The following is a 22,669-nucleotide window of genomic DNA, read 5'->3' on the forward strand; positions in this document are numbered from 1 at the left end:
GTTCGTGCCCCAAGCGCCCGCCCCGCTTGGCATTTCGAACTTCCTCGGAGCCCCCCCCATGCGATTCAGGCCCCTGCCGGACATCCCCATCCAGGTCGGTGACGCCCTGCCCTTCACTGTCTTCGACCGGACGGGCAAGGCCCTCCTCGTGAAGGGCCACGTCATCGACAGCGACCTGATGCTGGTCCGACTGCAGGAGCGCGGCATGGTTGAGGAAAGCGTCGGAGCGTTGAGGGCGGAGGCCGGCCGCTCCGACGAGCCGCGGCCCCGGATCATCGAGGAGCGGCAAACCGTCCGACTGCGCGATGCCCAGGACGAACTCACCCTGATCCATCGCGATCTGATGGCCGGGACCGCCACGCAGACGACGGCCCGTGTCTCCGCGTTGGCCGTGCAACTCCGCGATGCCTACGAGCAGGATCCGGACCAGGCCATGGGCCTGCTGCAGCTCGAGGCCACCGACCACCGGCTGTCGCGCCGCCTGATGCACGCGGCCGTGCTCACGCAGGTGCTGGCCCTACCGAGCGGCCTGCCGGCCGACCACCGGCTCAGCCTGATGTGCGCCGCGCTCACCTTCGACGTGGCGCTGGCGCCAATGAGCGAGCAGTTGGCGGCGCAGACCACACCGCTGTCGGAAGCACAGTGGCGGGCCATCCAGGCCCACACGCTCGAAAGCGTCGACCTGTTGCAGCGCGCCGGCGTCAACGATCCGATCTGGCTGGAAGCGGTGCGCGACCACCACGAGCGCGTCGACGGCACCGGCTATCCGCGCGGGCTGCGCGGCGACACCGTGTCGATCGAAGCGCGCATCCTCGGCATCGTCGACATCTACAGCGCGATGATCCGCCCACGTGCCTACCGGGATGCCCAGCCATCGAGGATCGCCCTACGCGACATCTTCCTCGAGCGCGGCCAGCGCATCGACGAGCGGCTCGCGCTGCTGTTCATCAAGGAGCTTGGCGTCTACCCGCCGGGAACCATGGTGAAGCTGGCCAACGGCGAGATCGCCGTGGCCGTGCGCCGCACCACCGACGGCGCGCACCCGCAGCTGCGCTGCGTGATCGGCAGGGACGGCGCACCGCTGGCCTACCCGCAGATCCGCGACAGCCGGAACCCCGAGACGGCCATCGCCGAGATCGTCTCGGCCTCGCAGTACCGCGCTGGCTTGGGTAGCCTCAACGTCCTCTGGGCACGCGGCGCGACCGCCGGGTAAGGACGACGATGGACATGACGGTGTGGCTGTACGTGCTGGCGGGCGCGTTGATCGTGATCGGGTTGCTCGGCACCTTCCTGCCCGCCCTGCCCGGGATGCCGCTGATCTTCGGCGGCATGCTGCTGGCCGCGTGGGTCGGCGATTTCCAGATCATCGGCGGCTGGGTGCTGGTCGTGCTGGGCCTCATGTCGCTGTTCGCGCTGGGCATCGACTTCCTCGCGTCGACGCTCGGCGTCAAGAAGGTAGGGGCCTCGAACAAGGCCGCGATCGGCGCGGCGATCGGCACGATCGCCGGCCTCCCGTTCGCGATTCCCGGCCTGCTGGTCGGCCCCTTCATCGGCGCCGTCGCGGGCGAACTGATCCACCGGCAAGCCTACGACCGCGCCAACGTCGGCGAGGCCGCGAAGATCGGACTGGCCACGTGGCTGGCGATGGCCATCGGCGCCGCGCTGAAGCTGGCCATCGCCTTCACCATGCTGGGCATCTTCGCGCTGGCGATCTGGTTGTAGTCCCGCCGCGACGGAACGCGGGTGAAGCGGCGCGGACTCAGAGTTCGCGCAGGGTCACGGAGGGCGGCGCATCGAGGATGCGCCGAGTGGCCCATAGGCCAGCGAGCAACGCCACGACCACGCCGATGGCCGCGCCGGTCACGGCCAAGCGCGGGTCGGGCGTCCACGGCAGCTCCAGGACCTGCACGGCGATGACGCCAGCGAGCACCGTCGAGGCGAGGGCAGCGACAAGGCCGGAGATCAGGCCGAGGGCGGCGAACTCACCCGCCTGCGCCAAGCGCAACTGACGACGACTGCCGCCCAGCACGCGCATCACCGCGCCCTCGCGCAGGCGTTCGTCCTGGCTGGCCCCCACCGCGGCCAACAACACCAGCGCGCCGGCCAGCAGGGCGACGAGGAAGACGGCCTCCACGACGGTCGACACCTGGTCGACCGTGCTGCGCACCTGGTTCAGGATGGCATCGACGTCGATCACCGAAACGTTCGCGAAACGGTCCAGGAGCGCGCGGGTAAAGCCGTCCCGGCCGGGCGGCAAGTGGATGGCGGTGATGGCGCTGCCCTGCAGGCCTTCCAGCACGCCCGGCGAGACCAGCACGAAGAAGTTCGGCCGCACGCTCTCCCACTTCACCTCGCGGATCGACGTGACCTCGCCCTCGAGGCGCGTGCCCGCGATATCGAAGGCGACGCGGTCACCCAGCGCCCATCCCAACGACTGCGCGAGCCCCTGTTCCACCGAGAACTCGACCGGTGCGGAAGGCCGGGATGCCGCATCGACCGTCGGCGCGTCCCAGAACCGGCCTTCGAGGATGGTGTTGCTCTCGTCCAGGGTCTCCGCGGTGCTCAGGTTGAACTCGCGCTCGGCCAGGCGGCGCGCGCGTCCGTTCCCCTCCGGCAGGGCCTGCACGTTCATCGGCTCCCCGTTCTTCTCGATCCAGCGGCCACGGATCATCAGGAAGATCTCCGGATCGACGATGCCCTCGCCATCGAGAAACGCGCGGAGCGGCTCGATCTGCGCAGGCTGCACGTTGACGATGAAGCGGTTCGGCGCGTCCGCCGGCAACGCCTCGCGCCAACGCTCCAGCAGGTCGGTACGGACGAAGACCAGCAGCAACAGGGCCATGAGCCCCAGGCCGAGGGCACTCACCTGAGCGACCGTGGTCGCGGCGCGGCGGCTGACGTTGGCGAGGCCATAGCGCCACGGCCCGCGCAGGCGCGGCCGCAGCAGATCGACGCTGCGGACCAGGGCGTAGCCGAGGGCCGCGAGGATCGCGAAGGTGAGGACGAGCCCGCCCAGCATCGCGCCGGCCAGCTCCGGCGATTTCGCCTGCCACCACAGCAGGGCGCCGAAGCCGCCCAAGGCGAGCGCGGTCAATGCGAGCGCGCTGGGCGAACGCACGTCGAGGTCGCGGCGCAGCACCCGCAGCGCAGGCACGCCTCGCAGCGCCAGCACCGGCGGCACGGCGAAGGCCAGCAGCACGACGACGCCGACGGCGTAGCCGCTGATCACCGGCGCCAGGCTGGCCGAGGGCACGGCGATGCCCAGTGCGCTGCCGAGCCACTCGCCGATCGCGAAGGACAGGGCCCACGCCAGCGCCACGCCTAGCGTGCTGCCGAGCAGGCCCAGCAGCATCAGCGCGCCCACCTGCACGATCACGATCGTGCGCTGGCTGGCGCCGAGGCAGCGCATCACCGCGCAGGCATCCAGATGGCGCGCGCTGTGCCGTCGCGCGGCCATGGCCACGGCGATCGAGGCGAGGATCACCGAGACCAGCGTGGCCAGCCCGAGGAAGCGCCCCGCGCGATCCAGCGCGCGACGCACTTCCGGCCGCCCTTCCGAGGCCGTTTCCAAGCGCTGGCCGCGGCCGAGGGCGTCCCGCGCCCCGGCGCTGAAGGCTTCGACCGCATCGGGCGTACCCGCCACCACGAGCCGGTAGACGATGCGGCTGCCCGGCTGCACGAGGCCCGTGGCCGGCAGGTCGTCGAGGTTCATGACGACCTTGGGCGCGACGTTGAAATAGTCGAGCGCGCCGTCGGGCTCCTGCTCGATCAGGGCGGCGAGGCGCAGCGTCGATTCGCCGAGGGTGATGGCATCGCCCAGCGTGGCGCCCAGCGTGTTGGCCCCGGCGCGCGTCATCCAGACCACGCCCGGCGGCGGGCCTTCGGCGAGCTCGCGTCGTCCCGCGTCGTCGCTGATGACGAAGCTGCCGCGCAGCGGGAACTCGCGCCCGACGGCGCGCAGTTCACCGAGGCGGAAGCGGTCGCCCACGCGCAGCATGCTGGGGAATTCGACCGTATCGACGGCCTTGAGGCCCGGACGGTCGGCCAGGGCGCGCAGCTCGGGGGCGAGCGGCGCATCGGCGCGCAGCACGGCGTCGCCGCCGAGCAGGCGGTTGGCCTCGAGGGCCAGGGCGCGCTCGGCGCGATCGGTAAGGAAGCTGATGGTGGTGACCGAGGCGACCGCCAGCGCAAGGGCCGCGATCAGCAGGCGGACCTCGCCCGCGGCGAGGTCACGCAGCGCCTGCCGCCACGCGAGGCGCCACGGGCTGCCGGCACGCGCTGCGACGGTGCTCACGCCTGCACCCGACCGCCGGCGAGGCGCAGCTGGCGACCGCAGCGCGCGGCGAGGCGCTCGTCGTGCGTCACCAGCACCAGGGTGGTGCCGGCTTCGGCGTTCAGGCGGAACAGCAGCTCGATGATCTGCTGGCCGGTGGTGGTGTCGAGGTTGCCGGTGGGCTCGTCCGCGAACAGCAGGGCCGGCCGGGTGACGAAGGCGCGGGCGATGGCCACGCGCTGCTGCTCGCCGCCGGACAGCTGCCGGGGGTAGTGCGTCATGCGCTCGCCCAGCCCCACCTGCTCCAGCACCTTGCGGGCCGGGGCTTCGGCGTCGCGCTCACCGCGCAGCTCCAGCGGCAGCATCACGTTCTCGAGCGCGGTCAGCGCCGGCAGCAGCTGGAAGTTCTGGAAGACGAAGCCGACCTTTTCCGCACGCAGCGCGGCGCGACCGTCCTCGTCGAGCGCGCCGAGGTCCGCGCCTCCGAGCAGGACGCGGCCGGTACTGGCGACATCGAGGCCGGCCAACAGGGACAGCAGCGTGCTCTTGCCTGAACCGGAGGCTCCGACGATGGCGAACGCTTCACCCGCGGCGATGCTAAAACCCACATCGGCGAGAATGGTGAGCGGGCCGGACGGCAGGGCGACCTGCTTACCCAAGCCCTCCACGTGCAGCAGCGGCGTCGTCGACGCGGTCAGATCAGGGTTCGACAAGGCGGTCATCGGGATGCGGTCATCCAGCAAAGTTCAGGGCGCACTCTGCGTGCGGCAGGCTCTACAGGGCGTCATGGTGCTGCGCGCGCTGCTGCTCGGCATGGGCCTTTCGGCAGGGTTGGCGGCCTGCGGCCAGACCGAGGACCGCGCCCCCTCCGAGACCGACGCGCCGGCCGCGCCCGCCATGGTGCAAGCCACGGCGCCCGCGCCAGCGGCCGCCAATGGCACCGTCGCGAACGCCGAGGCCCGCACCGTGCTGGTGATGGGCGATTCGCTCTCGGCGGCCTACAACCTCGCCGCGGAACAGGGCTGGGTGGCGCTGCTCGACGCCCGGCTGCGCATCGAGGCCCCGGGCTTCAGGATGGTCAATGCCTCGATCAGCGGCGAGACCACCGCGGGCGGCGCCTCGCGCATCGACGCGGCGCTGGCCGAGCACCGGCCGTCCCTCGTGGTCATCGAGCTCGGCGCCAACGACGGGTTGCGCGGCCTGCCGCTGGAGGAGTCGCGCGCGAACCTCGAACGCATGGTGCGGGCCTCGAAGGCCTCCGGTGCCGAGGTGCTGGTGGTGGGCATGCGCCTGCCGCCGAACTACGGCCCGGACTACACGGAGGCCTTCTTCGCGATGTTCGGCGAGATCGCCCAAGCCGAAGGCGCGAGCCACCTGCCCTTCCTGCTCGAACCGATCGCCTTCGACGAAGCCTCGTTCCAGAGCGACCGCCTGCATCCGACCGCCGAGGCGCAGCCGGTGCTCGCGGACCACGTGTGGCGCACGCTGGGGCCGATGCTCGCTGACTGAGGCGACGTTGCCCGGCGCATCGGCGGGCTGAAGACGTCGGCGCCACTGGGCTTCGCGGGCACAACCCGCTAGCGTTCCCGGACATCGGTTCGGGGGACTCAAATGGGCGCCGGCGCCATCCAGTGGGGGATCTTCATCGGCCTGACGGCCGCCATCGCGCTGTTGACCTGGTGGCGCTGCCGCCGCGAGGTGCCTGCAACGGACGCTTCCAAGGAGGTCTTCCTCGCCGGCGGCACGCTGACCTGGCCCTTCATCGCCGGCTCGCTGCTGCTCACCAACATCAGCGCCGAGCAGATCGTCGGCATGAACGGCACGCAGGTCATGCTGACGGCCTGGTGGGAGATCGGCGCCGCGGTGGGGCTGGTGATCCTCGCCCACGTCCTGGTGCCGATGTACTACCGGCACGGTTGCACCACCACGACTGAACTGCTCGAGAAGCGCCTGGGCGACGCCAGCATCCGCAGCGCGGTATCCATCCTGTTCCTGCTCGGCTACCTCTTCATCCTGCTGCCGGTGGTGCTGTACACCGGCGCGGTGTTCCTGAAGTCGATGTTCGCACTCGAGGCCTCGGTCCTCGCCATCGCCATCGTCTACGCGCTGGCCGGCCTCGCGTACGCGGCGTTCGGCGGCCTCCGCGCCATTGCCATCTCAGACACCTACAACGGCGTGATGCTGGGCGTCATGGGCCTGCTCGTAACCTTCTTCGCCTTCAAGGCCATCGACTTCGACCTTTCCGGCATCCCGGCGGAACGCCTCACGCTGATCGGCGGTCCGGAATCGGACATCCCATGGCCGACCCTGCTCACCGGCATGGTCTTCATCCACCTGTTCTACTGGGGCACGAACATGGTGATCGCCCAGCGCGCGCTGGCCGCGCCGACCATGCGCGAAGCGCAGAAGGGCATCTACGCCGCCGCCGCGATCAAGCTGCTGATGCCGCTGATCGTCGTCGTGCCGGGCGTCTTGGCCTACAAGCTCTACGGCGACGTGGGCGACGTGACCTACGGCCGCCTCGTGGCCGACGTGCTGCCGCCGTGGCTGGCCGGCGCCTTCGCCGCGATGATCTTCGGCGCCGTGCTGTCGAGCTTCAATTCCTGTCTGAACTCGGCGGCCGCGCTGTACACCATGGACCTCCACGTGAAGCACGTGAACCCGCAGGCCGACCTGAAGCGTGTCGGACAGGGCGTCGCCGCCGTGTTCGCCGTTGGCGCGGTGGCGCTGGTGCCGCTCTACCAGAACGCCGAGAGCATCGTCGCGACGATGCAGAAGATGAACGGTCTGTACTCTATGCCCGTGCTCGCCGCCTTCCTCGTGGCGGTGGTGGGCCGACGCGTGCTGTCGATCGCGCTGCGGACGGGCCTGCTGTTCGGCGTCGGGCTGTATGCGGTGTTCACCTTCGCCTGGCAGCCCTTCGGCCTGCACTACATCCACCTGATGGCGATCACCCTCACCAGCACCATCGCGATGATCTATGCGCTCGACCGTGTGCTGCCGGGCCCGGCGCCGTCCGCCTCGAGCAAGGGCCAAGCGGAAGCGTCCAGCGCCTCGCGGTAACCGTGCCAGGCCGCATAGGCGAGCCAAGGCATCACGATGCCCAGGCCAACGAATGCCGTCGCCAGTCCCAGCGCCGTCAGCAGGGCGATCAGCGCCGCCCAGGCCAGCGCGGCGCCCTTGTTGCGCAGCACCGCGTTCACGCTGGAGATCCCGGCGGTGACCATGTCGACGTCACGGTCGGCGATCATCGGCAACGAGAATGCCGCGATGGCGAACGTGGCCACGGCGAACACCGAGCCGAACAGCGAGCCGAGCGCGAGGAACTCCAGCAGCGAGGCGAGGCTGCCGTCCTCGAGTGGCACGAAGGCGTTCACCATCATGCCGGCGCGCGACCAGAGCAGCAGGATCACCATCTGCACGAGCGCGAACACGCCTGCCTGCCCGACGACGCGGCGCACCAGCGCGAAGCAGTCCTTGAAGCGCGGGACTTCGCCGCGCTCGAGGGCGCGGCTGACGCCGTAGAGCCCGACGCCGATCAGCGGGGCGACGAACACGAACCCGGACAACAAGGCCGCCAGCAGCGCGAATCGGCCCAGCTGCCAAGCCATCACCGCGACGCCGAGGCTCACGATGACGACGAGGCCTCCGAAGCCCGCCGTCAACAGCGGCGCCCGCACGAGGTCGCGCCATCCCGCAGCGAGCCAACGCAGCGGTGCGGACGGGGAGAGGTCGCGGCAAGGCACCACAAAGGGCGCGGGCGTGGGCGCGCTCATGCACGCCGCCCGGCGAACTCGGGATGGCGGCACAGCCACGCCTCGACGTAGGGGCAGAGCGGATCGACCCGCACGTCTTCGGTACGGGCCCATTCGAGCGCGGCCCGCGTGAGCGCGCCAGCGACCCCACGGCCCTCGATGGCAGGATCGACGACGACGGACGGAATCACCATGACGGGACGGCCTTCGCCCCGCCGAAGCAGGTAGCGGAGCACGCCACCGTGGCCGTCGAGCTGCGCTTCGAAGCGCTCGCGCTCGGGACGGTGGATGATGTGCAGTGCATCGGCCATTCCCGACCCCTGGAAACACGGCGACGCCGCCGCCCACGTATTGAACACCGATCCCCGCGCTTATGCTGCGGCCTTGCCCCACGCCTGCCCGCCCATGCCGCCACCCCGTCGCGCCGCCCCGCTACTGCTTGTTCTCGCCGCACTCGGCATGGCCCTGTGCAGCCTGCCGCACGCCCTCGGGGCATGGCCACATTTCCGGGAGGGCCTGTCGGCGCTGGGGGCGGATGCGCGCCTCATCGGCGCCATCGGCAGCGCTTGGGCCTTCGGCACGGTGATGATGCTGGCCAGCGGCGCCGTCGTCGGCGGGCAGGCTTGGCGGGCCTGGCGCGACGACCCCGTGCACCCGCCAACCCTCTGGCCGCTCGGGCTCGCCTGGACGGGCTATGGCCTCGCGGCCTTCGCACTTCGCGACTTCAACACCCACTACCTCGCCTTCGTCGCCTGCGGCGCGGCCCTACTCGTCGCGCTCGCCCTGCCGCGGGTCCGCTGAGGGGCTCTGCGCCATCAGGTCGATCTGCAGCAGGCGCGCCGAGACCTCGTGGTCGTCGAGCGACCCTTGGCGCTGCAGCCACAGCACGCGGTGGCGCTGCTGCTCCGGGCTCTCGTCGGGGCTGAGGTAGTCGAACCGATCGCGCAGCTGCGCGGCGCGGCGGCGGTCGATCTCGGCGAGGATGGCGGCCGCGGAGGGGTCATCGATCACCAACACGTTCGCGCGCGGGGACGGCACCACCACGTAGCGACGGATGCGCAGCGCGTACCAGACGAGGCAGGCCGCCCCCAGCGGCAGCCAGATCGACAGGCCGAAAACCTGCGTTTTCGCCCAGTCCATCGAGGTCAGTACCGCGCCGAGCACGGCCCAGATCGCACCGACGTTGCGCCACCAGGTATTGCGTTCGACGAATCGCTCGCGTTCGACCGCCAGCTCGGCGTACTCGATGGTCCACGTGCGCGAGGCGCTGCCGTCGTCCAGTCCATAGCGGAGCGACTCCTCGCCGAACTCGAAGAACGTTTTCGCTCCGGCACGCTTCTGCGTGAACCGGTTGGCGTCGGAGATCGGCGGCCCGGACTGGGGCACCTGGGGCGTGTTCACGGCGGTTCCTCGATTCGGCCCGCGCGCCGGACACCCGGCAGCGGGCCTGCAGTTTAGCGCGATCATCGTGGACGCCGGTCCGTCGGGAGCCTGCGACGGAAGGGGCGCGGCACGAGGGCGTGCCGCCCGTCGAGGGCCCTAGCGGCCCTCGCCGATCCGGGAACGCACGGTGTCGAGCGCCTCGCGAAGCTCGCGCTGCCCGGCGCGCGAGAGCGACGTCGGCGCGCCGGCGGCGGCCAGCGCGCCGGCCCACGCGAAGGCCACGCGGTTGCTCTGTCGTGATTCCTCGACGACCGCGACGTTCGCGGGGCCGAAAGCGACCCGCAGGCGTTGGAGATGCACAGCGTGTGCCGTGTCGTACAGATTGAATGCCGCGACGCCTGCGGGCCGGAGGCAGGCCCGGCAGTCGTTGTAGAAGCGCTGGGTCGACAGCGCGGCCGGGATACCGCTGGTGTCGTAGCCGTCGACCAACAGCAGGTCGACGGAGGCCGTCTGGCCCTTCAGCCACTCCGCGGCGTCCGCCTGCACAACGCGGAACCGCGCGTCGTCGTCCGGGATCCGGAACGCGCGACGCAGGGCGATGACCTCCGGGTTGATCTCGACCACGTCGAGATGGAGTCCGACCACGTGGCGATGGAGGAACTTCGCCTGGGAGCCACCGCCCAACCCCACCATCACGACGCGGCCTGGCGCCGGCACGACGGCCAACGCCCCCAGCATCGTCCGCGTGTAATCGACGACGAGGCGGTCCGGGGCCCAACGCGACATCCGGCTCTGGGCGGTGCCCTCGGCGAAGCGCAGCTCCCGCGTGCGCCACCCCTGGAGGATGAAGGGGACCCCGCGCTTCTCAGCCACGCTGCAGGAAGACCACGCCCTTGCCGTCGACCTGGTTGAACAGCAGGCGGAACATGAGGCTGGTGGCTTGCGGCTTTTCCCGGCCACCATCGCAGCTCATGCCGGCGGCTTCCTTCGCGGCGGTACTGCGGAAGGTGCACACGACGGCCGGCTCGAAGCGCCACGTGGACAGCGCCGCGACGGAGACGTCGACGAACTGCTTGCTCAGCTCCGTGACCGCGGGGCACTCCGGCTCGCGGACCACCGGGCCGGTGTAGCTCACCGCGCCTTCTTCATCGATGTCCACCCGCATGCAGATGGCGCGCGAGGGCACCTGCTGCTGCGCGAGGATGTCCGCCGGGTATTCCGGCAGGCGATTCCCGGGCTCGTCGATGGGCAGGAGGAAGGTCTGCTTGTCCGTGAGCTGCAACGCGCCTTGGGCGACGTCTTCGGCGAGCGCCGGACCGGCCAGGGCGGCGGCCACGACCATGGCCAGGACGGAACGGGTGGTGCGCATCGGGGCCTCCTCCAGTGGAATCAGGGCCGCGAGCGTAACCGCTGCGCGAGCATTTCGTCGTGCAGGCCGCCGCGCTTCCATCAGGACGGGCCGCGGGGAGGGCGACGATAGGCCCACATTTGCCAGAGGTTCAGGGCGTTGACCCCCAGCGTGAAGACATTGGCGAGGATGATCGGAAGGCTCCCGATCATCACGCCGTAGACCAGCCAGAGCAGGACGCCAAGGCTGAAGGTGCCGAAGGTCGAGAAGGACAGGTCGTCGACGTGCTTGCGACGGAAGTTGCGCACGACTTGCGGCACGAAGGCGACGCTGGTGAGGAAGGCGGCGCCGAGGCCGAGGGCGGTGGGGAAGTCCATCGCCACACGATGCCCGAGGCACGGCATCCGGCTCAATCATCCGGCGGCCTGCACGGCCCTTGGACGCATGCGCGCGCAGGCTGGGCCACGTTCGTTCCAAACCCCACACCGATGCCACGGCACCCCGCCCTCCTGGTACTGCTCCTGCTCCTGGTCCTTGGCGTGGCCGGTGCCGCGCGAGCCGCCGCCGCGACGGCCGCCCTGCCCGCCCCGCTGTCCTCCGGGACCGCCAACGCCCCGGTGTCCGACCTCGACCTGGTGCGCTATGCCGGCCGCTGGCACGAGGTGGCCCGGCTGCCGATGTTCTTCCAGCGGAAGTGCGTCGGCGACACGACGGCCACGTACACCCTGCGCCCGGACGGTGGCGTCGACGTCCGCAACGCCTGCCGTACCGGCGACGGCATCATCGAATCGACCGGTGCCGCGCGCCGGGCCGCGGGCGGCGGGGCGCTGGAAGTGCGCTTTGCCCCCCGGTGGCTGGGTTGGGTGCCGATGGTCTGGGCCGACTACTGGGTGGTGGACCTCGATCCGGACTACGGCTGGGCGGTGGTCGGTGGCCCGGGCCAGGGCGCGATGTGGATCCTCGCGCGGGACACCACGCTCGATCCGGCGCTGTTCGAGCGCATCCGCCAGCGTGCCGAAGCCCGCGGCTACCGGCTGGACGACCTCATCGTCGATCCGCGCCAGCGCGCCCGGAGGGCCGCCCCGTAGGACGACACGGTTACAGTGCGGCCTCCACGGGAGGACACCACGCCATGCGATCGACCCTGCTCTTCGCCGCACTCGCCCTCGCGCTCGGCACCGCCGAAGCCGCCGAGACCCAGCGCTACGTCGTGCTGACGCCAGAGGCCACCATCGGCCACCTGCACGCCACGGTGGACGGCGACACGGTCAGCGTCGACTACGACGTCAAGGACAACGGCCGCGGCCCGACGATGAAGGAAACGCTGCGCCTCTCCGAGGCCGGGCTTCCGGTCGAGTGGTCGATCTCCGGTGCCACGACCTTCGGCAGCAGGGTCGACGAGCGCTTCGCCGTCGCCGACGGCAAGGCCACGTGGACGGACGCCGTGGGCACCGGCGAGGCGGCCGACGCCAGCGGCGCGCTGTACATCGGCCAGAGCGGCACGCCCTGGGCGCTGGGCGTCTACGCCCGCGCGCTGATGGCGGATGCCGACGGCCGCATCGCCACCCTGCCCGGCGGCGAACTGCGCCTCGAGAAGGGCGACACGCTGGACGTCGGCACCGGCTCCGCGAAGCAGACGGTCCAGCGCGTCACGCTCTCGGGCCTCGACCTCGATCCGACGCACCTGCTGGTCGAGGCCGACGGCGACCTGTTCGCGGTGCTGGCCACGCGCGGCCTGCTGATCCGCGAGGGTTACGAGGGCGATGCCGAGCGGCTGCGCCAGCTCACCGTCGAGCTCGGCGAACAGCGCTTCATCGCGATGCAGGCCGAGGTGGCCCATCGCTACGAACACCCGATCCGCATCCGCAACGTGCGGGTGTTCGACCCGAAGACCGGCACGCGCTCGGAACCGGTCAGCGTGGTCGTCTACCGCAACCGCATCAGCGGCATCCAGCCGCTCGACGCCACCGGCACCGGGCCGGAGGTCATCGTCGAGGGCGAAGGTGGCACGCTGGTGCCGGGCCTGTACGAGATGCACGGCCACATCGGCCAGAACCGCACGGTCCTCAACCTCGCCGCCGGCATCACCTCGGTGCGCGACATGGGCAACGACAACGACGTGCTCGATCGCCTGATCGAGAACATCGAGTCCGGCAAGCTCGCCGGCCCGCGCATCACCCGCGCCGGCTTCATCGAGGGTCGCAGCCCGTTCAATTCGAACAACGGCTACCTCGTCAGCAGCCAGTCGCAGGCGCTGGAAGCGGTGCGCTGGTACGCGGCCCGCGGCTTCCCGCAGATCAAGCTCTACAACAGCATGAACCCGGCATGGTCGGCCGCCGCCGCCGCGGAAGCGCATCGCCTCGGCCTGCGCGTTTCGGGCCACATCCCGGCCTTCACCAATGCCGACGCGATGATCGCCGCCGGCTACGACGAGCTCACCCACATCAACCAGGTGATGCTGGGCTGGGTGCTGACGCCGGAAGAAGACACCCGCACCCTGCTCCGCCTGACTGCACTGAAGCGCCTCGACCAGCTGGACCTCGCTTCGCCGCGCGTCCGCAAGACCATGGATGCCATCGTCGCGAAGAAGGTCGCCGTCGAGCCGACGCTGGCCATCCACGAAAACCTGCTGCTCAACCAGGACGGCCAGGTGCCGAGCGGCCAAGCCGAGTGGATCGAGAACCTGCCCGTCGGCGCCCAGCGCAACGCCAAACGGGCGTGGAGCGACATGAGCGCGCCGGGTGATCGCGAGGCCTATGCCGGCGCCTACCGCAAGATCCTCGACGGCGTGCGCGAGATGCACCAGCGCGGCGTGTTCCTGATCCCGGGCACCGACCTGGGCGGTGGCCTCGCCTTCCATCGCGAACTGCAGCTGTTCCAGCAGGTCGGCTTCACGCCGGCGCAGGCCCTGCGCCGCGCGACGATCGACATGGCGGAGTACCTCGGCGAGGACCAGCAGCTCGGCAGCATCGAGCGCGGCAAGCTGGCCGACTTCTTCCTCGTGCCCGGTGACCCGACCGAATCCCTGAGCGAGCTGAAGAACGCCCGCATGGTGGTCAAGGACGGCGTGGTGTACTTCCCGAGCGAGCTGTACCCGCGCTTCGGCATCCGGCCGTTCTCGACGGCGCCCGCGGTGCAGGTGCCGCAGGCCGAGGCGGCCGCCACGACGGCGGCGCGCTGAGGCGAGCGCGCGAGGGCGGGCTCAGTCCGCCTTCGCCGGCGGCGGCGGCACCATCCGCTCGTGCAGCCCGGCGGTGGCCATCAGCGCCGCCGAGCCGTACCACGGGTGGTACTCGGCGACCATCTCGCCGTTGACGATCACGGGGTCGGTGTCGGTGAGCGCCTTCGCTTCCTCGACGCTCTCGACCGCGAAGATGAAGAGGCCACGCCACCCGGAGTCGCTGGGCATGAACGGCCCGGCGACGGCGAGCTTCCCCGCTTTCACCAGGCGCTGGATGTTCGCCATGTGCCCCGCGAACATCGCCGTGCGCGCCTCGCCGTCCGGCACGCGCGTAGGGCCGGTCCTCAGCACCACCAGCACATAGCGGCGCATGCCGCGCTCGTCGGCGCCATGCGTCTTGGCGAGTTCGGCATCGAAGGCCGCGATCGGCGCGGCGGAGGCGTCGGTCGAGGCCGGCGTGTCGGATGCCAGCGCGGCAACGGACGCCAGTCCGATCCAAGCGGTCATCGCGAAGAGGCTTGGCAGGCGGATCAGGCGCATGGCGGTCTCCTTCAGGCCGTCAGTGCGGCCGCGTGGTAGGCGACGTGTTCGCCGATGAAGCTGGCCACGAAGTAATAGCTGTGGTCGTAGCCGGCACGGAGGCGCAGGTCGAGCGGGTGCCCGGCCTTTTCGCACGCGGCCTTCAACAGCGCGGGGCGCAGGCTGCGATCGATGAACTCGTCGTCGAGGCCCTGGTCGACGCGCAGCGGCAGGCGCTCCGTCGCTCGCGCGATCAGCTCGCAGGCGTCATAGGCCTTCCACGCGTCGCGATCCTCACCGAGGTAGGCCCCCAGCGCTTCCTGGCCCCACGGCACCTGCGTGGGCGCGCTGATGGGCGCGAACGCCGAGACGCTGCGGTAGCGCCCGGGGTGGCGCAGCGCCGTCACCAGCGCGCCGTGTCCGCCCATCGAGTGGCCGCTGATGGCACGGCGGTCGTTGGCCGGGAACAACGCCTCGACGAGCGCCGGCAGCTCCTGCGCCACGTAGGTCTGCATCCGGTAGTGCGGGGCCCACGGCGCTTGCGTGGCATCCACGTAGAAGCCCGCGCCCTGCCCGAGGTCGTAGCGGTCGGCATCGGCCACGCCCTCGCCGCGCGGGCTGGTGTCCGGCGCCACGACGATCAGTCCGTGCTCCGCGGCATAGCGCTGCACGCCGGCCTTGGTGATGACGTTCTGCTCGGTGCAGGTGAGGCCCGAGAGCCAGTAGAGCACCGGGCAGGGGCCGTGCGCGGCCTGCGGCGGCAGGTACACGCCGAAGCGCATCGAGGTGCCGGTGGCCGTCGAGTCGTGCTGGTACACGTCCTGCCAGCCGCCGAAGCAGGCGCGGTGTTCGAGGCGCTGCAGGCCGGCGGGCACGGCGAAATGGAAAGGCGCGGCGGCCGTCATGCCGGCGCTCCGTAATGGATGACGCTGCGGATCGACTTCCCTTCGTGCATCAGGTCGAAGGCCTCGTTGATTCGCTCCAGCGGCATCGTGTGCGTCACGAAAGGCGCGAGATCGATGCGACCGGCCATCGCGTCCTCGACCATGCCCGGGAGCTGCGTGCGGCCCTTCACGCCGCCGAAGGCCGTGCCCAGCCAGCGACGCCCGGTGACGAGCTGGAACGGCCGCGTGCTGATCTCCTGCCCCGAACCGGCCACGCCGATGATCACGCTCTGGCCCCAGCCGCGGTGCGCGCATTCCAGCGCCGCGCGCATCACCTGCACGTTGCCGATGCATTCGAAGCTGTGGTCCACGCCCCAGCCGGTCATCTCCACCACCACCTGCTGGATCGGTTTGTCGAAATCCTTCGGGTTCACGCAGTCGGTCGCGCCGAAGCGCTTCGCCAGCGCGAACTTCGACGGGTTGGTATCGATGGCGATGATCCGTCCGGCCTGCGCCTGCTTCGCACCCTGCACGACCGCGAGGCCGATGCCGCCGAGGCCGAACACGGCGACGCTGTCGCCCGGCTGCACCTTGGCGGTGTTCTTCACGGCGCCCAAGCCCGTGGTGACACCGCAGCCGAGCAGGCAGACCTGCTCGGGGTTCGCGTCGGGGTTCACTTTCGCCAGCGACACCTCGGCCACCACGGTGTACTCGCTGAAGGTGCTGCAGCCCATGTAGTGGAAGATCGGCTGGCCCTCGTAGCTGAAGCGCGAGGTGCCGTCGGGCATCACGCCCTTGCCCTGCGTGGCGCGCACGGCCACGCACAGGTTGGTCTTGCCGCTGGTGCAGAACAGGCACTCGCGGCATTCCGCGGTGTAGAGCGGGATGACGTGGTCACCGGGCTTCAGGCTCGTCACGCCCTCGCCCACCTCGACCACGACCCCCGCGCCTTCGTGGCCCAGCACCGCCGGGAACAGGCCCTCCGGGTCATCGCCCGACAGCGTGTAGGCGTCGGTGTGGCAGACACCGGTGTGGGTGATGCGCACGAGCACCTCGCCCTTGCGCGGTGGGGCGACATCGATCTCGACGACTTTCAGGGGTTCGCCTGCGGCAAAGGCGACGGCGGCACGGCTTTTCATGGGCGGAGCTCCCGGGGCAAGGCCGGCAGGATAACCCCTGCGTCCGTCGCGCCCGGGCAGGCGGGCGGCCGATATGGGAGAATGCCAGTCCTTTCCCGCCACCAGGTCCTCGCCATGAAGAAGTCCGTCAACAAGAAGTCCCGCTCGCGTCGTCGCGCCGCCCGCCTGCGCAGCGCGCGCTGAGCCCTCGCCAGCGGCATCGTCCCGGGGCCGCTCTGCGGCCCCGTGTCGTTTTGGGCGCCGCTCTGCGGCCCCGTGTCGTTTTGGGGGGACTAAGCTGGCGTCCCCCGCCCGGAGCCCACCATGTCCACCCTGCCGCCCTGCCCGAGCTGCGGCTCGACCTACGCCTACGAAGACCGTGGCCAGTTCATCTGTCCCGAATGCGGGCACGAGTGGACGGTCGATGCGGCCAACGCCGATGTCCCCGAGCCCCGGGTCTGGAAGGACGCCAACGGCAACGTGCTGCAGGACGGCGACACCGTCACCCTGATCAAGGACCTGAAGATCAAGGGCTCGTCATCGGTGATCAAGGTCGGCACCAAGGTGCGCAACATCCGCCTCGTCGAGGGCGACCACGACATCGACTGCAAGATCGATGGCTTCGGCGCGATGCAGCTGAAGTCCGAGTTCGTGCGCAAGGCCTGAGGCCGCGCAGGGCGTAGAATGCGCGCCTTTCCGCCCTTGCCCTTCGTCCGGACCTCGCCATGACCGACCTCGTCCCCGACCGCCTCTCGAACGACCCGCGCTCCAAGTTCCACGACCCGGCCGCCCTCGACCGCGGCATCGGCATCCGCTTCAACGGCAACGAGCGCACCGATGTCGAGGAGTACTGCATCAGCGAGGGCTGGGTGCTCGTGCCGGCCGGCAAGGCCCTCGACCGCCGCGGCCGCCCGATGACGATCAAGCTCAAGGGCACAGTCGAAGCGCGCTTCCTGACCTGAGCCACCGGCTCCGCCGCGCCCAAGGCCTTCGCCTCTCCGGCATGAGCCGCCTTCGTTCGCCCCTGCTCACGCGCGACGCCCTCGAGGCGCTGCGCGCGGCGCGCGCACGCGGTGACGCGACCTGGCGCGGCTCGCTCGACGCCGGCCGCACCGAGGGTGAGGTCGACATCGATGCCGACGGCTTCCACTGGGGCGGCGCGCCCTGGCCCTGGCCCGCCACCGACGACGTCTTCAAGGATCGGAGCTTCTACGCCGCGCTGGCCACGGGCGCCGGCGGGATCGACTGGCAGCCGGTACAGCGTTTCGGCCGCGCGCTGATCAAACTGATCCCGACCGAGTGGGGCCCGCCCACCTTCGAGATCGACGGCATCAAGATGCTGCCGACGGCGCAGGTCTCGCCGTGGGACGACGCCGCGACCAAGGTCGCGCTGGTGCAGCCGCGGGGCAAGCGGATCCTCGACTGCTGCGGCGGCCTCGGCTACTACGCGGCGCACGCGCTGGCGAGCGGCGCGGCCCACGTGCAGAGCTTCGAGAAGAACCCCGACGTCGTATGGCTGCGGCGCCTGAACCCGTGGTCGCCGGACGTCGACGACCCCGCGAACGCCGGCCGCTTCACGCTGACCGAAGGCGACGTGTCGCTGGCGATCGCCGCCCTGCCGGATGCGCATTTCGACGCCGCCCTGCACGACCCGCCACGCTTCGGGATCGCCGGCGAGCTGTATTCGCAGGCCTTCTACGACCAGCTGGCGCGCGTGCTGAAACCCGGCGCGCCGCTCTTCCACTACACCGGCGCGCCGAACGCCAAGACGAGCGGCCGCGACGTGCCGGGCGAGGTCATCAAGCGTCTCGAGAAAGCCGGCTTGCGCGCGGAGCGGAAGCTCGACGGCGTGTTCGCGACGAAGGCCTTCGCCCGACGGGCCAGACCGCTCCGGTAAGGCCCTTCGAGGCTAGCCCGTCGTCGCGGCCCGCCGCATCGTCAAGGCCTCGATGACGCGGCGTGCCATCGGCTGGGCCACCAGGTAGAGGCAGGGCACGACCACGAGCGTCAACAGCATCGAGGACATCAGGCCGCCGACCACCGCCACGGCCAGCGGCTGCATCAGCCTGCCGCCGGCGTCAAGGCCGATGGCGAGGGGCAACATGCCGACGACGGTGGTGAGCGTCGTCATCAGGATCGGACGGAGGCGCACCGCGCCGGCCTCGATCACCGCCTGCATCTCGGGCAATCCCCGGCCACGCCCCTGCTCCACGTACTCGACCAGGAGGATCGCGTTGTTCACGACGATGCCGATCAACAGCACCGATCCCAGGAAGACCGGCGCGGAAAGCGGCGTGCCGGAGAGCCAAAGGGCCACGAGGGCACCGCCCAGTGCCAGCGGCGCCGCCGTCATGATCACCAGCGGGTTCGTGAGCTGCTCGTACTGCACCACGAGCACCACCAACACAAGGAAAACGGCGAGCAGGATGACGATGTTCATCTCGCGCTCGGTTTCCTGCACGGTTTCGAACTGCCCGCCCAGGGCCACGCCGTACTGCTCCGGCATGTCGATGGTGGCGATGCGACGCTGCACTTCGGCCATGATCGTGCCGACGTCGCTCTCCGAAGTGTTGAACGCGCCGACGATGCGCTGGATGCGCAGCTGGTTCTCGCGGCCGATTTCGGCCGGCCCTTCGCCCAAGGTGAAGCGCGCGACCTGCCGGGCCTGGATCGGTCCGTTGGCGCCGTTGGCGACGATCACTTCGCCCAGGCGATCGAGGTTCTCGACCTCCTCGCGCGGCAGGCGCACCCGCACGTCGTACTCGTTGACACCCGTGCTGTAGCGCGTGGGCACCGTGCCGGTCACGGCCTGGCGCAGGGCCTGCGCGACCGCGCGGACGTCGAGGCCCAGCGCCGCCGCGCGCTCGCGGTCCACCTCGATCTGCAGCGCGGGCGTGCGGTCCTCGTCGTCCATCTCCACGGCCTCGAGGCCGGGGATGTCCTCCACGGCGCGGATGATCTCGCGGGCCAGCCGCTGCAGCGTGGGCAGGTCCTCGCCCAGCACCTTGATCTCCACGTCGTTGCCCGAGAGCCCGAAGTTCAGGCCGCGGATGCCGTTGGTGCGCACGGCGACATCGGCACCGGCGATGTCCAGCGCCCCGACCCGGCGCTGCGCCTCGCGCGCCCAGCGGCCGATGGGCCAGTCCGGCCGCTCGGCGGCGTCCTCCAGCTGGATCGCCAGCCAGCCGCGTCCCGCCCGCTCCGACAGCGTGCCGCCCCAGACGTTGCCGCCGGAGACGGTGAACACGCTCGACACGTGCGGCAGGTCGCGCAGTGCCGCTTCGACCTGGCGGGTCGCGCGGTCGGTCTGCTCGGGCGTGGTGCCGGCGGGCAGGGCGAGGCGCACGTTGAGGCTGCCGTCGTCGAGCTGCGGCAGGAACTCGCTGCCCAATCGCGACCCCAGCGGCAGCACCGCCAACACGGTGCCGAAGGCCGCGACCAGCACCCAGCCGCGATGCGGCAACAAGGCGCCGAGCAGGCGCCGGTAGCCGTCGGTGACCGCGGCCATGCCGCGGCTGAAGGCGCGGTACGGGAGGCTGCGATCGAAGCCCGAGCGGAAGCGCAGCTTGGCCATCTGGGCGGCCAGCATCGGCACGAGGGTCAGCGCCACCGCCAGCGAGGCGACCACGGCGAACGAGATGGTGACCAGCAACTCGCGGAAGACCAGCGTCGCCAGCCCGGTGATGAACAGGAAGGGCAGCACGGCGGCGAGGTTCGTCAGCGTGCCGGCGGTGACCGCCGAAATCACTTCGTCGGCGGCCGCATGGGCCGCCTGCTCAGGGTCTTCTCCCTGCTCGCGCCGATGCCGCTCGATGTTCTCGAGCATCACGATGGCGTTGTCGAGCAGCAGGCCGATGCCCAGCGCCAAGCCACCGAGGCTCATCACATTCAAGCTCAGGCCCGACGCCCCCATCAATGCGAAGGTCGCCATGATCGACAGGGGGATCGCCAGGCCGATCACCACGCTGCCGCGGACGCTGCCAAGGAAGAACAGCACGACGACCATGGCGAGCACGCCGCCCAGAATCGCCGCGGAGGCCACCGACTCGACCGAACCACGGACGAAGTAGGCGCCATCGCGGGTGGTGCTGAAGACGATGTCCTCGGGGATGAAGCCGGAGGCCTGCAGCGAATCCAACCGCGCCTGCACGTCGTCGACCACCTGCACCGTATTGGCATCGGGCTGTTTGAACACCGACAGCTGGGTCGCGGCTTCGCCGTCGAGGCGGACGAACACGCGCTGCTCGCGGAAGCCGTCCCGCACCTCGGCCACCTCGTCGAGTCGGATGCGCTGGTCGCTGCCCGGGATGCGCAGGAGCACGGCGGCGATGTCGTCGGCGGAGCGGAACCGCCCCTCGGTGCGCGCGCGCACGTCGAGGCTGCTCGAGGTGATGTTGCCCGCGGAGACGTTCTGGTTCTCCGCCGCGAGCTGGGCCGATACGTCGGCGAGGCTCAGGCCGTAGGCACGCAGCCGCTGCTGGTCGACCACCACCTCGACCTCGCGCTCCTGGCCGCCGACGCTGAGCACTCCCGACACGCCGGGGATCGACTGCAACTGGGGCGCCAGGCGGTTGTCCAGCCAGTCGCGCACCTCGCGGGCGCTGCGCCGGTCGGACGAGAAGCCGGCTTCGAAGATCGGCTGGGCGCCGGGGTCGAACTTCGACAGCCGCGGCGGCTCGATGTCGTCCGGCAGCTGGCCGCGCGCGCGCTCCAGCAGCCGCGAAGCGTCCTGCAGGGCGATGTCGAGGTCGGTGCCGTAGCGGAACAGCAGGCTGACGTCGGTCATGCCCTCTTCCGCCTCGCTGGCCATCAGCGTCAGCCCTTCCGTGGAGGCGAGCTGGCGCTCCAGCGGACGCGTCACCTGCTCCTCCATCACCTCGGGCGCGACGCCCGGATAGGACACATCGACGCGGATCAGCGGGTAGACGACTTCGGGGAGCAGGTCGACCGGCAGTCGGGTGGCGAAGAACAGCCCCAGCACCAGGACGACGCTGGTGATGGCGGCCGTGCCGATCGGGCGGCGGATGGCGGCATGGGTGAGGCCGCGGTAGCGCCGCGCGGCCTCCTCGCGGATCGAGCCGCTGCCGCTCACGCGTCGTCCCCGACCGTCTCGACCACGCGCACGCGGTCACCGGCGGCGAGGTCCAGCGGGCTGGTGGCGACGATGGTCTCGCCGGCGCGCAGGCCGTCCGTGATCTCGCGCCAATCGCCGCGCACCACGCCAGTGGCGACCTCGCGGCGCTCGAGCTCGCCGTCCTCGCCAATCACCATGACAAAACTCTGCTCGCCCAAGCCCACCGCGGCGGCCGGCACGGCCAGCACGCCTTGCCGCGACTCGATGGCGAAGCGCGCCCGCGCGAGGAAGCCGGGGCGCACGCCCCGGGCGTGGGCCTGCGGCAAATCGAGTTCCACCGTCACCAGCCGGCTGGTGGGGTCGGCCGCGGGGAACACCCGCCGCACTTGCGCCGGCACCGTCTCGCCGCCGAGCGCATCGATGGCCACGTCCACCGCCACGCCGGGACGGATGCCGGCCGCATCAAGCTCGGAGACGCCCACACGCAGTACGAGCCGGTCGAGGTCGGCCAATTCGAAAGCGGGCGCCAGCCGGCCCACCGCGGCCCCCGGCTCGATCAGGCGGTCGATCACCACGCCATCGATGCTCGCGTCGATGGACCCGAAGGCCACGCGGGTGCGCCACAGCTCGACGTCGCTCTCCGCCACCTCCAGCGCGGCACGGGCACTGAGGGCGCTGGCCGCATCGACGAAACGGCGCTCGCGCAGCGCCTCCAGGCGTTCGAGGTTGGAACGGGCCTCGCGCAGCGAGGCTTCGGCGCGGGCCAGCTCGGCCTGCTGTTCGCTGACATCGATGCGGGCGAGACGCTGCCCGGCGCGTACGCGATCCCCCGCTTCGACGGCGACCTCGGCGACCACCCCATCGGTGCGCGCGGCCAGCTGGATGCTGCGCAGCGGCTCCACGGTGCCGGCCACGAGCACGCTGCGGTCGAGCGTGCGCGGCGCCGCCGTGTAGGCCCGCACCGGGGAACGGCGCGCTTCGCCGTCATCGGCTCGGGTGCCGGCGGGCGGGGCGCCGTTGCCGCAGGCGGTCAGCAGGACGCAGGACACAAGCGCCGCGAACGCGGCTGGGGAAACGGGGGGGGAGGATTCGCATGTGAAGATCGTGCGCAAAGGCCCGTGTTCAATCCGCGAA

The 22,669-nt window shown here is 70.8% G+C and carries 23 protein-coding genes; 10 read left to right on the forward strand and 13 right to left on the reverse strand.

Annotated elements, in window-relative coordinates; genetic code table 11:
* Positions 1-58 precede the first annotated feature (58 nt).
* Together ACYVAK_RS09980 and ACYVAK_RS09985 are read left to right on the forward strand one after the other, a co-directional pair.
* Positions 59-1,213: an HD-GYP domain-containing protein gene (locus tag ACYVAK_RS09980; RefSeq protein WP_461060411.1), complete on the forward strand. Its 1,155-nt coding sequence runs from the start codon at positions 59-61 to the stop codon at positions 1,211-1,213.
* Positions 1,214-1,221: 8 nt separating this feature from the next.
* A complete protein-coding gene (locus tag ACYVAK_RS09985; RefSeq protein WP_461060413.1) occupies positions 1,222-1,722 on the forward strand; it encodes a DUF456 domain-containing protein in 501 nt (166 codons plus the stop codon).
* 37 nt (positions 1,723-1,759) lie between these two features.
* Here ACYVAK_RS09985 and ACYVAK_RS09990 read toward each other — a convergent pair whose 3' ends face one another.
* Together ACYVAK_RS09990 and ACYVAK_RS09995 are read right to left on the reverse strand one after the other, a co-directional pair.
* On the reverse strand, positions 1,760-4,294 hold the full coding sequence (locus ACYVAK_RS09990) for an ABC transporter permease (RefSeq protein WP_461060415.1): 2,535 nt from the start codon (positions 4,292-4,294) through the stop codon (positions 1,760-1,762).
* Complete coding sequence (locus ACYVAK_RS09995) at positions 4,291-4,995, reverse strand: ABC transporter ATP-binding protein (protein WP_461060417.1); 705 nt, start codon at positions 4,993-4,995, stop codon at positions 4,291-4,293. The genes ACYVAK_RS09990 and ACYVAK_RS09995 overlap by 4 nt, the downstream gene beginning before the upstream one ends.
* 64 nt (positions 4,996-5,059) lie before the next feature.
* Here ACYVAK_RS09995 and ACYVAK_RS10000 point away from each other — a divergent pair, with 64 nt between their 5' ends.
* Together ACYVAK_RS10000 and ACYVAK_RS10005 are read left to right on the forward strand one after the other, a co-directional pair.
* On the forward strand, positions 5,060-5,782 hold the full coding sequence (locus ACYVAK_RS10000) for an arylesterase (protein ID WP_461060419.1): 723 nt from the start codon (positions 5,060-5,062) through the stop codon (positions 5,780-5,782).
* Between the two features lie 102 nt (positions 5,783-5,884).
* Entirely contained in the window at positions 5,885-7,336 is a 1,452-nt protein-coding gene (locus tag ACYVAK_RS10005; RefSeq protein ID WP_461060421.1) for a solute:sodium symporter family transporter, read from the forward strand.
* On the opposite strand, the gene ACYVAK_RS10010 is transcribed toward ACYVAK_RS10005, so the two are convergent.
* Both ACYVAK_RS10010 and ACYVAK_RS10015 read right to left on the reverse strand, forming a co-directional pair.
* Positions 7,252-8,049: a DUF2189 domain-containing protein gene (locus tag ACYVAK_RS10010; protein ID WP_461060423.1), complete on the reverse strand. Its 798-nt coding sequence runs from the start codon at positions 8,047-8,049 to the stop codon at positions 7,252-7,254. The two genes, ACYVAK_RS10005 and ACYVAK_RS10010, sit on opposite strands and share 85 nt — an antisense overlap.
* Positions 8,046-8,339 (reverse strand): GNAT family N-acetyltransferase, encoded by a 294-nt coding sequence (locus ACYVAK_RS10015; RefSeq protein ID WP_461060425.1) that lies wholly within the window; start codon positions 8,337-8,339, stop codon positions 8,046-8,048. Before ACYVAK_RS10015 ends, ACYVAK_RS10010 begins: the two co-directional genes overlap by 4 nt.
* Positions 8,340-8,433: 94 nt before the next feature.
* On the opposite strand from ACYVAK_RS10015, the gene ACYVAK_RS10020 reads away from it, so the two are divergent.
* Complete coding sequence (locus ACYVAK_RS10020; RefSeq protein ID WP_461060427.1) at positions 8,434-8,829, forward strand: hypothetical protein; 396 nt, start codon at positions 8,434-8,436, stop codon at positions 8,827-8,829.
* Here the strand turns inward: ACYVAK_RS10020 and ACYVAK_RS10025 are convergent.
* The 4 genes from ACYVAK_RS10025 to ACYVAK_RS10040 form a co-directional block, all read right to left on the reverse strand.
* A complete protein-coding gene (locus ACYVAK_RS10025) occupies positions 8,794-9,429 on the reverse strand; it encodes a hypothetical protein (protein WP_461060429.1) in 636 nt (211 codons plus the stop codon). The genes ACYVAK_RS10020 and ACYVAK_RS10025 overlap by 36 nt on opposite strands.
* 138 nt (positions 9,430-9,567) lie before the next feature.
* Entirely contained in the window at positions 9,568-10,284 is a 717-nt protein-coding gene (locus ACYVAK_RS10030; RefSeq protein ID WP_461060431.1) for a fused MFS/spermidine synthase, read from the reverse strand.
* Entirely contained in the window at positions 10,277-10,780 is a 504-nt protein-coding gene (locus ACYVAK_RS10035; RefSeq protein WP_461060433.1) for a hypothetical protein, read from the reverse strand. Before ACYVAK_RS10035 ends, ACYVAK_RS10030 begins: the two co-directional genes overlap by 8 nt.
* An 80-nt stretch (positions 10,781-10,860) precedes the next feature.
* Positions 10,861-11,136, reverse strand: a complete 276-nt coding sequence (locus tag ACYVAK_RS10040) for a SemiSWEET family sugar transporter (protein ID WP_461060435.1) — start codon at positions 11,134-11,136, stop codon at positions 10,861-10,863.
* A 111-nt stretch (positions 11,137-11,247) separates the two neighbouring features.
* Here ACYVAK_RS10040 and ACYVAK_RS10045 point away from each other — a divergent pair, with 111 nt between their 5' ends.
* On the forward strand, positions 11,248-11,847 hold the full coding sequence (locus tag ACYVAK_RS10045) for a lipocalin family protein (protein ID WP_461060437.1): 600 nt from the start codon (positions 11,248-11,250) through the stop codon (positions 11,845-11,847).
* A gap of 44 nt (positions 11,848-11,891) precedes the next feature.
* On the forward strand, positions 11,892-13,940 hold the full coding sequence (locus ACYVAK_RS10050) for an amidohydrolase family protein (RefSeq protein WP_461060439.1): 2,049 nt from the start codon (positions 11,892-11,894) through the stop codon (positions 13,938-13,940).
* A 21-nt stretch (positions 13,941-13,961) separates the two neighbouring features.
* On the opposite strand, the gene ACYVAK_RS10055 is transcribed toward ACYVAK_RS10050, so the two are convergent.
* The 3 genes from ACYVAK_RS10055 to ACYVAK_RS10065 are packed head-to-tail and all read right to left on the reverse strand — an operon-like array spanning position 13,962 to position 16,482.
* Positions 13,962-14,480, reverse strand: a complete 519-nt coding sequence (locus tag ACYVAK_RS10055; protein WP_461060441.1) for a YciI family protein — start codon at positions 14,478-14,480, stop codon at positions 13,962-13,964.
* 11 nt (positions 14,481-14,491) lie between these two features.
* Entirely contained in the window at positions 14,492-15,322 is an 831-nt protein-coding gene (gene fghA / locus ACYVAK_RS10060) for an S-formylglutathione hydrolase (protein WP_461060562.1), read from the reverse strand.
* Between the two features lie 38 nt (positions 15,323-15,360).
* Entirely contained in the window at positions 15,361-16,482 is a 1,122-nt protein-coding gene (locus tag ACYVAK_RS10065; RefSeq protein ID WP_461060443.1) for an S-(hydroxymethyl)glutathione dehydrogenase/class III alcohol dehydrogenase, read from the reverse strand.
* A gap of 303 nt (positions 16,483-16,785) precedes the next feature.
* Between ACYVAK_RS10065 and ACYVAK_RS10070 the strand changes: the two genes are divergently transcribed.
* Genes ACYVAK_RS10070 through ACYVAK_RS10080 form a run of 3 tightly spaced genes read left to right on the forward strand, consistent with a single transcriptional unit; the run spans position 16,786 to position 18,358 of the window.
* Positions 16,786-17,127: a zinc ribbon domain-containing protein YjdM gene (locus ACYVAK_RS10070; RefSeq protein WP_461060445.1), complete on the forward strand. Its 342-nt coding sequence runs from the start codon at positions 16,786-16,788 to the stop codon at positions 17,125-17,127.
* A 59-nt stretch (positions 17,128-17,186) separates the two neighbouring features.
* Complete coding sequence (locus ACYVAK_RS10075) at positions 17,187-17,423, forward strand: DUF3297 family protein (RefSeq protein WP_461060447.1); 237 nt, start codon at positions 17,187-17,189, stop codon at positions 17,421-17,423.
* 41 nt (positions 17,424-17,464) lie between these two features.
* Entirely contained in the window at positions 17,465-18,358 is an 894-nt protein-coding gene (locus tag ACYVAK_RS10080) for an SAM-dependent methyltransferase (RefSeq protein ID WP_461060449.1), read from the forward strand.
* A gap of 12 nt (positions 18,359-18,370) precedes the next feature.
* On the opposite strand, the gene ACYVAK_RS10085 is transcribed toward ACYVAK_RS10080, so the two are convergent.
* A complete protein-coding gene (locus ACYVAK_RS10085) occupies positions 18,371-21,553 on the reverse strand; it encodes an efflux RND transporter permease subunit (protein ID WP_461060451.1) in 3,183 nt (1,060 codons plus the stop codon).
* Complete coding sequence (locus ACYVAK_RS10090; protein ID WP_461060453.1) at positions 21,550-22,584, reverse strand: efflux RND transporter periplasmic adaptor subunit; 1,035 nt, start codon at positions 22,582-22,584, stop codon at positions 21,550-21,552. The genes ACYVAK_RS10085 and ACYVAK_RS10090 overlap by 4 nt, the downstream gene beginning before the upstream one ends.
* Positions 22,585-22,669: the final 85 nt, after the last annotated feature.

It is taken from the genome of Silanimonas algicola (genome assembly GCF_054777375.1).

What these genes read in the sequence shown, in the direction of transcription:
- ACYVAK_RS09980 (WP_461060411.1), top strand. Translation starts at nt 59, where the DNA reads ATGCGATTCAGGCCCCTGCCGGACATCCCCATCCAGGTCGGTGACGCC.
- ACYVAK_RS09985 (WP_461060413.1), top strand. Translation starts at nt 1,222, where the DNA reads ATGGACATGACGGTGTGGCTGTACGTGCTGGCGGGCGCGTTGATCGTG.
- ACYVAK_RS09995 (WP_461060417.1), bottom strand. Translation starts at nt 4,995, where the DNA reads ATGACCGCCTTGTCGAACCCTGATCTGACCGCGTCGACGACGCCGCTG.
- ACYVAK_RS10000 (WP_461060419.1), top strand. Translation starts at nt 5,060, where the DNA reads ATGGTGCTGCGCGCGCTGCTGCTCGGCATGGGCCTTTCGGCAGGGTTG.
- ACYVAK_RS10005 (WP_461060421.1), top strand. Translation starts at nt 5,885, where the DNA reads ATGGGCGCCGGCGCCATCCAGTGGGGGATCTTCATCGGCCTGACGGCC.
- ACYVAK_RS10010 (WP_461060423.1), bottom strand. Translation starts at nt 8,049, where the DNA reads ATGAGCGCGCCCACGCCCGCGCCCTTTGTGGTGCCTTGCCGCGACCTC.
- ACYVAK_RS10015 (WP_461060425.1), bottom strand. Translation starts at nt 8,339, where the DNA reads ATGGCCGATGCACTGCACATCATCCACCGTCCCGAGCGCGAGCGCTTC.
- ACYVAK_RS10020 (WP_461060427.1), top strand. Translation starts at nt 8,434, where the DNA reads ATGCCGCCACCCCGTCGCGCCGCCCCGCTACTGCTTGTTCTCGCCGCA.
- ACYVAK_RS10035 (WP_461060433.1), bottom strand. Translation starts at nt 10,780, where the DNA reads ATGCGCACCACCCGTTCCGTCCTGGCCATGGTCGTGGCCGCCGCCCTG.
- ACYVAK_RS10040 (WP_461060435.1), bottom strand. Translation starts at nt 11,136, where the DNA reads ATGGACTTCCCCACCGCCCTCGGCCTCGGCGCCGCCTTCCTCACCAGC.
- ACYVAK_RS10045 (WP_461060437.1), top strand. Translation starts at nt 11,248, where the DNA reads ATGCCACGGCACCCCGCCCTCCTGGTACTGCTCCTGCTCCTGGTCCTT.
- ACYVAK_RS10050 (WP_461060439.1), top strand. Translation starts at nt 11,892, where the DNA reads ATGCGATCGACCCTGCTCTTCGCCGCACTCGCCCTCGCGCTCGGCACC.
- ACYVAK_RS10055 (WP_461060441.1), bottom strand. Translation starts at nt 14,480, where the DNA reads ATGCGCCTGATCCGCCTGCCAAGCCTCTTCGCGATGACCGCTTGGATC.
- ACYVAK_RS10065 (WP_461060443.1), bottom strand. Translation starts at nt 16,482, where the DNA reads ATGAAAAGCCGTGCCGCCGTCGCCTTTGCCGCAGGCGAACCCCTGAAA.
- ACYVAK_RS10070 (WP_461060445.1), top strand. Translation starts at nt 16,786, where the DNA reads ATGTCCACCCTGCCGCCCTGCCCGAGCTGCGGCTCGACCTACGCCTAC.
- ACYVAK_RS10075 (WP_461060447.1), top strand. Translation starts at nt 17,187, where the DNA reads ATGACCGACCTCGTCCCCGACCGCCTCTCGAACGACCCGCGCTCCAAG.
- ACYVAK_RS10080 (WP_461060449.1), top strand. Translation starts at nt 17,465, where the DNA reads ATGAGCCGCCTTCGTTCGCCCCTGCTCACGCGCGACGCCCTCGAGGCG.